At 69.4% G+C, this 10,292-nt stretch carries 12 protein-coding genes; 10 read left to right on the plus strand and 2 right to left on the minus strand.

The window, feature by feature from the left end:
* The 5 genes from ACTHL9_RS12175 to ACTHL9_RS12195 form a co-directional block, all read left to right on the plus strand.
* Positions 1-189, plus strand: a 189-nt coding sequence (locus tag ACTHL9_RS12175; protein ID WP_440519405.1) for a universal stress protein, incomplete at its 5' end; no start/stop codon positions are given.
* 39 nt (positions 190-228) lie between these two features.
* Positions 229-666, plus strand: a complete 438-nt coding sequence (locus ACTHL9_RS12180; RefSeq protein ID WP_440519407.1) for an OsmC family protein — start codon at positions 229-231, stop codon at positions 664-666.
* Entirely contained in the window at positions 588-1,379 is a 792-nt protein-coding gene (locus tag ACTHL9_RS12185) for a hypothetical protein (protein ID WP_440519409.1), read from the plus strand. Before ACTHL9_RS12180 ends, ACTHL9_RS12185 begins: the two co-directional genes overlap by 79 nt.
* A gap of 32 nt (positions 1,380-1,411) precedes the next feature.
* On the plus strand, positions 1,412-1,642 hold the full coding sequence (locus tag ACTHL9_RS12190) for a type IV toxin-antitoxin system AbiEi family antitoxin domain-containing protein (protein ID WP_440519411.1): 231 nt from the start codon (positions 1,412-1,414) through the stop codon (positions 1,640-1,642).
* Positions 1,629-2,087 carry a hypothetical protein gene (locus tag ACTHL9_RS12195; RefSeq protein WP_440519412.1) on the plus strand — a complete coding sequence of 153 codons (459 nt, stop codon included), beginning with the start codon at positions 1,629-1,631 and terminating at the stop codon, positions 2,085-2,087. The genes ACTHL9_RS12190 and ACTHL9_RS12195 overlap by 14 nt, the downstream gene beginning before the upstream one ends.
* 107 nt (positions 2,088-2,194) lie before the next feature.
* Here the strand turns inward: ACTHL9_RS12195 and rarD are convergent, their stop codons facing one another.
* Together rarD and ACTHL9_RS12205 are read right to left on the minus strand one after the other, a co-directional pair.
* The gene (gene rarD, locus ACTHL9_RS12200; protein WP_440519414.1) at positions 2,195-3,145 is read right to left on the minus strand and encodes an EamA family transporter RarD; all 951 of its coding nucleotides are present in this window, start codon (positions 3,143-3,145) and stop codon (positions 2,195-2,197) included.
* 30 nt (positions 3,146-3,175) lie between these two features.
* Positions 3,176-3,925, minus strand: a complete 750-nt coding sequence (locus ACTHL9_RS12205; RefSeq protein ID WP_440519416.1) for an ABC transporter permease — start codon at positions 3,923-3,925, stop codon at positions 3,176-3,178.
* 61 nt (positions 3,926-3,986) lie between these two features.
* Here ACTHL9_RS12205 and ACTHL9_RS12210 point away from each other — a divergent pair, with 61 nt between their 5' ends.
* The 5 genes from ACTHL9_RS12210 (at position 3,987) to ACTHL9_RS12230 (ending at position 10,176) form a co-directional block, all read left to right on the plus strand.
* The gene (locus ACTHL9_RS12210; protein ID WP_440519418.1) at positions 3,987-5,420 is read left to right on the plus strand and encodes an FAD-dependent oxidoreductase; all 1,434 of its coding nucleotides are present in this window, start codon (positions 3,987-3,989) and stop codon (positions 5,418-5,420) included.
* Between the two features lie 78 nt (positions 5,421-5,498).
* Positions 5,499-7,145: a sigma-70 family RNA polymerase sigma factor gene (locus tag ACTHL9_RS12215; RefSeq protein WP_440519420.1), complete on the plus strand. Its 1,647-nt coding sequence runs from the start codon at positions 5,499-5,501 to the stop codon at positions 7,143-7,145.
* 137 nt (positions 7,146-7,282) lie between these two features.
* Complete coding sequence (locus ACTHL9_RS12220) at positions 7,283-8,827, plus strand: APC family permease (RefSeq protein WP_440519422.1); 1,545 nt, start codon at positions 7,283-7,285, stop codon at positions 8,825-8,827.
* 84 nt (positions 8,828-8,911) lie between these two features.
* Entirely contained in the window at positions 8,912-9,514 is a 603-nt protein-coding gene (locus ACTHL9_RS12225) for a TetR/AcrR family transcriptional regulator (RefSeq protein WP_440519424.1), read from the plus strand.
* On the plus strand, positions 9,511-10,176 hold the full coding sequence (locus ACTHL9_RS12230; protein WP_440519426.1) for a bifunctional 4-hydroxy-2-oxoglutarate aldolase/2-dehydro-3-deoxy-phosphogluconate aldolase: 666 nt from the start codon (positions 9,511-9,513) through the stop codon (positions 10,174-10,176). Before ACTHL9_RS12225 ends, ACTHL9_RS12230 begins: the two co-directional genes overlap by 4 nt.
* Positions 10,177-10,292 lie beyond the last annotated feature (116 nt).

Genomic DNA, 10,292 nt, shown 5'->3' on the forward strand with positions numbered 1-10,292 from the left:
CTGGAGGAGGCCGTCGACGGCATCGACTGGCTGGACGGCGAACTCGTCATCATCGGATCGAGCCGCCTTGCCCAGAACCGTCGGCTCTTCATCGGCTCCACGGCGAACAAGATCCTTCGTGCGCTGCCGGTGCCCATGGTCGTGGTGCCGCTGGAATACGAGCGCGCGGAGTCGCATCCCCTCGGATAACTTCTGGCCTGGGACGGCGGCGCGGATCATGATAGAGCCATGGATTTCGCCGCCACGATTGCGACGGCCGATCCGCGTGATGAGCCAGCGCCAGCCTCAACGGCCGACCTCCTGATTGCCCACCACAAGACCGGCGCCGCCCGTATCTCCCTCGCGCTGCCCACCGGCGGCCACGTGCTGCATCTGGCCGTCGCCACCTGCCTGTTCAACGACCTTCACACCGCTGCCGGGCGCGCCGGCCTGAGTCTCGGGCCCGTGACGGTGCGGGCCGACGGCGGTTTCGACGACACCATGACCGCCTCGACCGGGATCGTCCTCAACGTGGAGATCAGCGGCGACGCGGACCCCGAAGAGCTCCGGACACTCGTGCTCGAGACGTTCGAGGTCTCGACCGTGGCGTGCGGGCTGCGCGGCAGCACGAGCGTCGAGATCACCGGGATCACCGCGCGGACGACGACGGCGAGCGGCTCGACGTGAGCATCGACCCGCACGCTGCGCCTCCCAGGATCCTTGCCGACGTCCGCCCCGACGGCGAAGAGGCGCCTTCGGCCTCGCCCGCCGTCGTCGCCCAATTGCTGGCGACCGAGCATTGGAGCCTCCTCGGCACGCGCAGCATGCTCTGGAGCGAGCTCATGAGCCGGATCAGCATTCAGCTGACCGTCTCGTCAGCTGCCCTCGTGGTGCTGGCCCTCGTCGCGCAGGCCACGGGGTTCGGGACGGGATTCTGGGTGATGGCGATCGGGCTGTCGTCGGCACTGCTCGTGCTGGGAACGCTCACCCTGCTCCGGGTGACGATCGGGAGCCTCGAGGACCACCGCCTCGTCGTCGGCATGAACCGGATTCGCGGGGCGTACGGGGAACTCGCGCCCGAGGTGGTGGACCGGTTCGTGACGTCAGCCCGCGACGACCCCGAAGGCGTCGCGCTCACCTACACCCTTGGGTCCCGGCGGCCGCTGGTCCTGCATGCGATCTCGAGCACGACCTTCTTCCTCGCGGCCTTCAACGCCATGGTCGCCGGCACTCTCGCCGCGCTGATCACCTATGTGGCGGGCGGTCCCATCATCCTCGTGGCCGTGCTTGGCGCCCTCGCCGCCGCCGCGTACCTCGGCGCTCACACGTGGCTGAGCGGGAGCCTCTTCCGGCGAGTCTTGGGCTCGGGCTTCGGAAAGAACGCCAGCGCAGCAGACTGACGGGTTGTCCACATAGCGTCTCCCATCGCCTCGTGGCTCTCCCCTCTACCCAGCTCAAGGTTGCAGGCGTCGACCACCGGGCCCTCACCGCCGCGGTGCGGGAAGGAGTCTTGATTCGAGTTCGCCGCGGCCTTTACGTACGCCGCGATCTCGGCGGCCCGGCTGCTGCGCTGCGCGACGTGGGCCAACGACGAACGGGTTCACGTGACCGTCCCGTATTCCGTTTCGAGGGCGAGCCATGCTCGGGACGTGATGCCGCATAGCTTTCCCGGCGCGAACCTTCAAGGGATCCGGGACGCGGCGGAACGAACCGAGGCAGCGCGAGGATTGCGCCGGCTTGAGGATCTGCTGGGCCTGCTCGACCCGCGTTCGGAATCTCCTGGGGAAAGCCGCACCCGCTTGGCGCTCGTGGCGGCCGGTCTCTCGGCGCCTCGGCTCCAATTCGAGATTCCCACGGCCGAGGGAGTGTTCCGGGCCGACTTCGCGTGGCCTGAGCTGATGGTGATTCTGGAGTTCGACGGGGAATCGAAGTACTTCGATTACCGTCCGACCCCTGACGTCCTGCTCGCTGAGCGCCGGGGAGAGAATGCGCTGGTCGTCGAAGGTTGGACCCTCGTGAGGGCCCGATGGGCTGACCTCTCAAACCCCGGGGTGGTTCCTGCAAGAGTTCTTGCGGCCTTTGAGCGGGCGCGAAGGCTTGCCGGCTGAGGTCGGAGCACGTGAAGCCGTCCCTCGACGGCATGACCGTCCCGCAGAAACGACGGTTGAGCCGCCAAGGGACGGTCTGACCGCCAACGCCCACTGGCTCCCGTCAGCTAGGCCGCCCGCGCCGCCTCGGCCCGGGCCTCGGCCGCCCGCACCGCGGCCCGGCGCCGACCCGTCGAGACGAGCATGTCCACGGTGAGCACCACGAGGGCGAGCCACACGATGCCGAACCCGGCCCACCGCTCGGGGCCCATGTGCTCCCCGAGAACCGTGACGGCAAGGATGAACTGGAGGAGCGGAGCCATGTACTGCAGCATGCCGACGGTCGTCATGGGCAGCCGTCGGGCGGCCGCGCCGAAGAACAGCAGCGGCGTGGCGGTGATGATGCCGCTCGCCGCGAGGAGCCAGAAGTGGCCCGGACCGTTGCCAAGGAGGGTCAGGGAACCTGCGGCCGCGAGCCACAGCACGGCAGCGAGCGCGAAGGGCGTGAGGACCACGGTCTCGACGGTGAGACTGGTGACGGCGTCGACGGTGGCGCCGACCCTGTTCTTCACGAGGCCGTAGAAGCCGAAGCTGAACGCGAGGATGAGCGCGATCCACGGGATCTGCCCGTATGCGACGCTCAGCACGAGGACGGCCACGAAGCCGATCCCGACCGCGGCCCACTGGAGCGGCCGGAGGCGCTCCTTGAGCACCAGGACCCCGAGCAGCACGCTGACGAGCGGGTTGATGAAGTACCCGAGCGAGGCCTCGATGGCCTGACCGCTCAGGACACCGTAGGTATACGTGAGCCAGTTGATCGCGATCAGCACGGCGGCGACGCCGAGCGCGCCGAAGATCCGTCCGGAGCGGAAGACGGCGTTGAGCGCCTTCCACGAACGCGTCACCCCCACCAGCACCAGGCACACCACGAGGGAGAAGATCACGCGGTCGGAGACGATCTCAACAGGGTTGGCAGGCGCGAGCGTGACGAAGTAGAGCGGGAGAAGCCCCCAGAGGCCATACGCCCCGATTCCGTAGAGGAGTCCTGTCGTCGTCTGGCTGCGGGCTTCGGGCTTCACGGTCACGACCGTACAACGGCATTGGTCCTGTCAGCTATTCCGGTTCCCCCAGATCCCGGCGGCGCAGAGCCGGAGGGCGACGGCGGCGGCGATCGACCCGACGGCCACGAGCGAGACGAGCACCACTAGCTGGACGATCGCCGCCTCGATCGGATCGGCGCCGCCGAGGACCATCCCCACGAACGCGCCCGGCAGCGTGACGGTCCCGACCGTGCGGGTCTGGTCGAGGATGGGCAGGAGGCCCTCGCGCGCGGTGTGCTGTGCGATGAGCAGGCGCGCGGGGCTCCATTCGAAGCCGAGCGCGACGGCGGCCTCCACCTCGCCTCGTCGGAGCGCGAGTTCGGCGAGGATGCGGCGGCCGGCGACGCCCGTCGTCGTCATCGCTCCGCCAACCTGTTGGCCGAGCAGCGCGATGAGCGCGAGGCCGTCGAAGGGCAGCACACCGGTGGCCAGGAGGATGACCGCGGCGGGCACGACGCCGGCGGCGATCGGCGCCGCGGCCCACCACCAGCGGCTCGCGTCGACTCGGCGCCCCGCGGTCAGAACGGCAACGGCGAACATCGCGAGGGCGAACAGGAGCGCGAGCCAGGGGTTCCGGCCCAGCTGCGAGACGAGGAGGGCGACGACGGCGAGCTGGCCCACGGCGCGGGCGCTCGCCGTGTGCGGTGGCGCCCATCCGCCGTCGAGCGCCCAGCGGTGCACGGCGGCCGCGAGGACCGCGAGGAGGACGACGGCGAGGATGACGCCGGGCCCCAGCCCCAGAAGCGTCGAACTCTGCACCCGAACTACAATAGGAGGCTGCGCGCCCAACCCGGCCCGCCCGCCACTGGAAGGAACTCCTGTGCCCAACGCTTCTGCCGATCGGCCCCTGCGCGTCGCCATCGTCGGCGCCGGCCCCGCTGGTGTCTATGCGGCAGACATCCTGACGAAGTCGAACGAGGTCAAGGGCGGCCACGTCGAGGTCAGCATTGATCTCTTCGACCAGTATCCGGCCCCTTACGGGCTGATCCGTTACGGGGTTGCCCCCGACCACCCGCGGATCAAGGGAATCGTCAACGCGCTGCACAAGGTCCTCGACCGGGGTGACATTCGCTTCATCGGCAATGTCACGTATGGGCGCGACGTGACGCTGAGCGACCTCCGCCACTTCTACGACGCCGTGATTTTCGCCACGGGAGCCATCAAGGACGCGAAGCTCGACATCCCGGGCGCCGACCTCGAGGGGTCCTTCGGCGGCGCCGACTTTGTCTCCTGGTACGACGGCCATCCGGACGTCTCACGGGATTGGCCGCTCGAAGCCAAGGAAGTCGCCGTGATCGGCAACGGCAACGTGGCCCTCGACGTGGCCCGCATGCTCTCGAAGCACGCCGACGACCTCCTTGTCACCGAGATCCCGGACAACGTCTACCAGACGCTCAAGCGCAGCCCCGTCACAGACGTGCACGTCTTCGGCCGCAGAGGTCCCGCCCAGGTCAAGTTCACCCCGCTCGAGCTGCGCGAGCTCTCGCATTCCCGCGACGTGGACATCGTGCTGTACCCGGAGGACTTCGAGTTCGACGAGGCGTCCGACGAGGCGATCCGCACGAACAATCAGGTCAAGACGATGGTCAACACGCTGGCGAACTGGATCGCCGAGGACCAGGACACGGGGGCGTCCCGCCGGCTCCACCTGCACTTCCTGCACAGCCCGGTGGAGATCTATGACTCTCCCGAGACTCCGGGCAAGGTCGCGGGGGTCCGCTTTGAGCGCATGGAGCTCGACGGCACGGGCAACGTCCGCGGCACCGGCGAGTTCGAGGACTACCCGGTTCAGGCCGTGTACCGCGCCATCGGCTACCACGGCTCCGAGCTGGCCGAGCTCGAGTACGACGTGCACCGGGGAGTTATCCCGAACGACGGCGGCCGCGTCCTGGACGCCGAAGGCACTCCGGTCGCTGGCGTCTACACGACAGGCTGGATCAAGCGCGGTCCCGTGGGCCTGATCGGCCACACGAAGGGCGACGCCCTCGAGACCATCGGCTGCCTGCTCGAGGACCGCGACTCGCTGCCCGAGGCCGAGAACCCCGACGAGAGCGCGATCATCAACCTCCTCGAGGAGCGCGGCGTCGAGTACACGACGTGGGAGGGCTGGAACGAGCTGGACGCCCACGAGAAGGCGCTCGGGGAGAAATTCACCGCGGAATCGGCCGAGCGGGGGGCGTCCGTGCAGCGCGAGCGCGTCAAGGTGGTGCCGCGCGAGGAGATGGTCCGGATCTCCCGGAGGAACGCGGGCTAGGCGCACCTCGTAGAATCCCGCACCTAGTAGAATCGACACTTTCGTCCCTGAAACCGTCAGACACAGGAAGGACGATGGATGACCGTAAGTGCCGATTCCCCCAGCACGTCGGCGCCGAGTGACGCAGAGCTGATCGCCGCTGTTCGCGCCGGCAACCCTGATGCCTACGCCGGCCTCTATGAGCGGCACCATGCTGCCGCCGTCGGGCTCGCTCGCCGCTACGCTCGCAACGCGAGCGACGCCGAAGACCTCGCCGCGGAGGGCTTTGCCAACGTCCTCGCCGCCCTTCATGGCGGCTCCGGGCCGCAGGAGTTCTTCAGAGCCTATCTGTTCACCTGCATTTCCCGGCTCGCGGCGCGCGGGAACCTCACGGCGCAGCGTGAGAACCCGAGCGACGACATGGCCCGGTACGAGGGCGAGCAGCCCTACGACGACCCGGTCCTGGCCGGATTCGAGACCGACGCCGTCGGCCGCGCCTTCCGCACTCTGCCCGAGCGCTGGCAGGCGGTACTCTGGTACACCGAGGTGGACGACCTGCAGCCGTCGGAGGTCGCGCCGATGCTCGGGCTCTCGCCGAACGCAGTCTCCGCGCTGGCAGTCCGGGCCCGGGAAGGCCTTCGCCAGGCCTACTTGCAGGCGCACGTCGCCTCCGAGGCGGTGTCCAAGGAGTGCCAGGCGTACGCGGACAAGCTCGGGGCCTACACCCGCAACAGCCTGAGCCAGCGCAAGACCCAGGCGGTCCGCGAGCACCTCGATCAGTGCCCTCACTGCTCGGCCGCCCTCCTTCAGCTGGAGGACGTCGGCTTCGCCCTCCGCGTCGTCGTCTTCCCGCTCGTCACCGCGCTCCCGTTCACGGCGCCCGCCGCGGGCGAGCTCGTCGCCGCGGGCGCTGCGGGAGGCGGGACGGCTGGCGCCGACTGGCTCAGCCGAAGCCTCAGCAAGGTCGACCGGCGCTCCGCGGTGGTCGGAGGCGCCCTGCTGGCCGTCGCGCTCGCCGGTGGCGTCGCCTTCGCCTCGCTGGGCCAAGGCACGACGACGTTGCCCTCCGCCGAGGCAGCCCCGCCGAAGGCGTCGGACGCCGGAGGCAGTGCGTTCGGCTCAGCGGCTTCAGGCGCTGCCGCCTCCGGTGCCGCGTCGTCCTCCGGGGCTGCGTCACCGTCGTCGTCCTCGGTGCCCGAGTCCGCGCAGGCGAAGGACCAGCCGGGGCCGAGCACGGCGCCCGGATCGGTCACGCCGTCCGCAGCGGGACTCCCGGCGCCGCTTGCGCCCAGCGCGGCGTTGCCAGGCACGACGACGGCACCCGCCGGTGCGGCGCCGTCCGGCCCGGCGCCCTCAGCCGCATCGAGCCCATCAGGCGGGGCGAGCTCCGGCAGCGCGAGCCCGAGCAGCATCGGGGTGCTCTACAGCCTGACGGCCTCCAAGACCGGCGTCGACGCCGTGGACTTCAAGGCGACCCCCGCGAACGCCCCGGCATTGGGCACGGAGATTGTGGTCACGGTCAGCTACCAGTCCACGCTTCTGGCGCCATCGGTAACCTCGGGATGGAGCTGCAATGCCCCGCTGGTTGCGCTGGGCACAGCGTCGATGACCTGCGCCGCCCCGTTCACTGGAGGCGCGCAGATTCCCGAGCTCGGTCTCCGATGGACCGTCGCGCCTGCGAGCGTGAGCGGAACGGCTGTGCTCCGCCAGGGGAGCAGCGCCGTGTCCAACGCCGCGGGATTCTGACGTCGGGCCGGCGGGCCTACTGTGGGCCCGCCATGGGTCCGTATCCTGAGACGATTTGAACGTCCCACGTGATGGACCCCTAAGGTTAACGGGTTGTTTTGGGGCCAAAAGGCCCTACCCGCGAGCCAGGAAGTCGCATGCAGATCCTCCGCACCAAGCCCATCGAGCAGAGCCTCGCCGACGCCCACGAGCCTGGACGGCGCCTCAAGCGCTCGCTCAGCACATGGGACCTCATGATCATGGGGATCGCGGTCGCCGTCGGCGCTGGCATCTTCTCCGTCGGCGCGAAGGCGGCGGCCAGCTTCGCCGGCCCGGCCGTGACGGTGTCCTTCGCCATCGCGGCCGTGGCCTGCGCGCTCGCGATCATGTGCTACGCCGAATTTGCGACGGCGATCCCCGTCGCCGGCTCGGCCTACGTGTTCACGTACGCGACGATGGGCGAACTTCTCGCGTGGATCATCGGCTGGAACCTCATCCTCGAGCTCTTCACCGCCGGCGCCGTGGTCGCGAAGTACTGGGGCCTGTACCTGAGCAAGGTGTTCGCCCTGGCCGGCCTCGACGTCCCGGCCAGCATCCAGCTGGGCCCGGTCGAGCTCGTGTGGGGGCCGTTCCTCATCGTCGCGATCTTCACGGTCTTGCTCGTGCTCGGCACGAAGCTGTCTGCCCGCGTGGCGAACGTCTTCACGATCGTCAAGATCGCCGTCGTGCTCTTCGTCATCGTGGTCGGCTTCCTCTACGTCAAGGCCCAGAACTACGCGCCGTTCGTGCCCGACGCAGTGCCCTCGCACGCCTCGGACGGGACTGCCGTCCTCAAGCAGTCGCTGTTCGCGTTCTCGACCGGCGCCGCCCCGGCCCAGTACGGGCTGTTCGGCGTGTTCGCGGGTGCGGCCCTCGTGTTCTTCGCGTTCATCGGCTTCGACGTCGTCGCCACGAGTGCCGAGGAGGTCAAGGACCCGCAGAAGACTCTGCCCCGCGGCATCTTCGCCGGCCTCGGCGCCGTGACGCTCCTCTACATCCTCGTCTCGCTCGCCCTCACTGGCATGGTCCCGTACACCACGTTGGCAGCGGCGGACCAGCCGACCCTGACCACCGCGTTCGAGGCCGTCGGCAACACGAGTGCCGCGAAGGTCATCGCGTTCGGGTCGCTCGTGGGCCTGACCACGGTCATCATGGTCCTTCTCATGGGCCTGGCGCGCGTAGTTCTCGCGATGAGCCGCGACGGCCTGCTGCCCCGAGCGCTGTCGGTGACGTCGGACAAGCGGTCCACTCCCGCCCGCCTCCAGATCCTGTGCGGCGTCCTCGTGGCGCTCGTCGCCGGACTGACGCAGGTGGACCTGCTCGAGGAGATGATCAACATCGGCACGCTTTCGGCGTTCGTCGTGGTGAGCCTCGGCATCATCGTGCTCCGTCGGCGCCGGCCTGACCTCAAACCGTCGTTCCGCGTGCCGTTCGGCAAGGTCCTCCCGATCGTCTCGGCCCTGCTGTGCCTTTACCTCATGACGAACCTCGCGGTCGAGACGTGGATCTACTTCGTCGGGTGGCTGGCGGTCGGGCTCGTCATCTACTTCTCCTACGGGCAGCGGCACTCGCGGCTCAACCAGCGGTTCTCCGACGCTCGCGCGGCGGTGTCTCCGAGCACGGTTCCCGCCGGCGCTGAGGGCGTGGCCGGCCGGGATTCCTGAACGTTCCCTGTAGGATCACGAGAAGTGAGTCACAACGGGGAAGATCCGATCACGCAGATGTGACGGTCGGAACAGGAATGGTTTATGGCAAGACCGCCGCGGCCGGAGCGGAAGACGGAGCTTCTTGAGCAGATTCTGGACTTCCTGCTGGACAGGACGCTCGCGGACCTGACGTTCCGTAGCCTCGCGGACGGTCTGGGCATCAGCAGCTACGTGCTGGTCTACCACTTCGGCAACCGTGAACACCTCGTCGCCGAGATCATCCGTGGGATCGAGGCTCGCTTCGACCTCCACCACCCGGGCGGCGACCGCCTCTCGCTCCCCGAGCTCGTGCTGTGGGCCCGCGCCGTCTTCGCCTCCACGCTCGAGGACCGCGGGCGCCACCTGCAGCGGCTCGAATTCGAGGCCGCGGTTCAGGACGCCGTCGCTGACCACCCCCGCGGCAGCACCGCCGTCGGCTACCTCGGATGGTGCGACTTCCTGTCTACGTGGCTGGAGCAGGAGGGACTGCCGCGGGAGGAAGCCGCGGTCAGGGGGCGGGCGTTCGTGGCCGCCGTCGTCGGAATCCTCTACGACTATGTGATCTGCGGCGATCGGCGCGCGGTGACGGCGTCATTCGAGGTCCTCATCGAAGGGTTCGTCCGCCAGTTCGACCTGGCCCAACCCTCCCTCGAGGGGCGGCTATGACGAGCCGGCTGCCGCTCTCGCCGGTGCTGGCGCAGAACCCGGTGATCGCTGTGCTCCGCGCGAGCCACGCGAGTGAGTACGCGCCGATCGTGGACGCGCTCGTGGCCGGCGGCGTGCGATCCATCGAGCTGACCCTGACCACCCAGGGCGTCCTCGACGAGCTCGCCGGGCTCCGGACGCGCTTCGGCGATGCCGCCGAGATCGGCGTGGGAACGGTGACCACTGTGGACGAGGCCGAGCGCGCCATCAGCGCGGGCGCGGAGTACCTCGTCACCCCCGTGACGTATCCGGAGATCGTGGAGTACGCCGTGCAGCGCGGCGTCGCCATCTATCCCGGGGGCCTCACCCCCACGGAACTGCACACGGGCTGGCGCTTGGGCGCCGCGGGAGTCAAGCTCTTTCCGGCCTCGGCTGTCGGACCGGGCTACATCGGTCAGCTCCGCGGTCCCTTCCCCGATCTGGCCGTGATCCCGTCCGGGGGAGTGGCGATCGATACCGCCCCCGACTGGATCGAGGCCGGTGCCGTGGCCGTGAGCCTCGGCGGACCGCTGCTCGGCGACGCGTTCAAGGGCGGCGACCTCGGGCTCCTCCGCGCCCGCGCCCATCGCGTCTCCCGGCTCGTCGCGGAGGCCGTGGCCCTGAGAGCTTCTAGGCCTCGTTAAACGGCTTGCGCCCCGGCCCGCCCCGCCGGGGTTGCCACCCCCGGGGGCCGGGCCCGCCCCGCCCCAACCAGACCCCCCCAGGCCCCCCCCGCCCCCCCCCCGCCCGCCCCCCGCGC

Origin of the sequence: Sinomonas sp., from assembly GCF_051955515.1 — a bacterium.
Taxonomy (GTDB): Bacteria; Actinomycetota; Actinomycetes; order Actinomycetales; family Micrococcaceae; genus Sinomonas.

What these genes read in the sequence shown, in the direction of transcription:
- ACTHL9_RS12180 (WP_440519407.1), top strand. Translation starts at nt 229, where the DNA reads ATGGATTTCGCCGCCACGATTGCGACGGCCGATCCGCGTGATGAGCCA.
- ACTHL9_RS12215 (WP_440519420.1), top strand. Translation starts at nt 5,499, where the DNA reads ATGACCGTAAGTGCCGATTCCCCCAGCACGTCGGCGCCGAGTGACGCA.
- ACTHL9_RS12220 (WP_440519422.1), top strand. Translation starts at nt 7,283, where the DNA reads ATGCAGATCCTCCGCACCAAGCCCATCGAGCAGAGCCTCGCCGACGCC.
- ACTHL9_RS12225 (WP_440519424.1), top strand. Translation starts at nt 8,912, where the DNA reads ATGGCAAGACCGCCGCGGCCGGAGCGGAAGACGGAGCTTCTTGAGCAG.
- ACTHL9_RS12230 (WP_440519426.1), top strand. Translation starts at nt 9,511, where the DNA reads ATGACGAGCCGGCTGCCGCTCTCGCCGGTGCTGGCGCAGAACCCGGTG.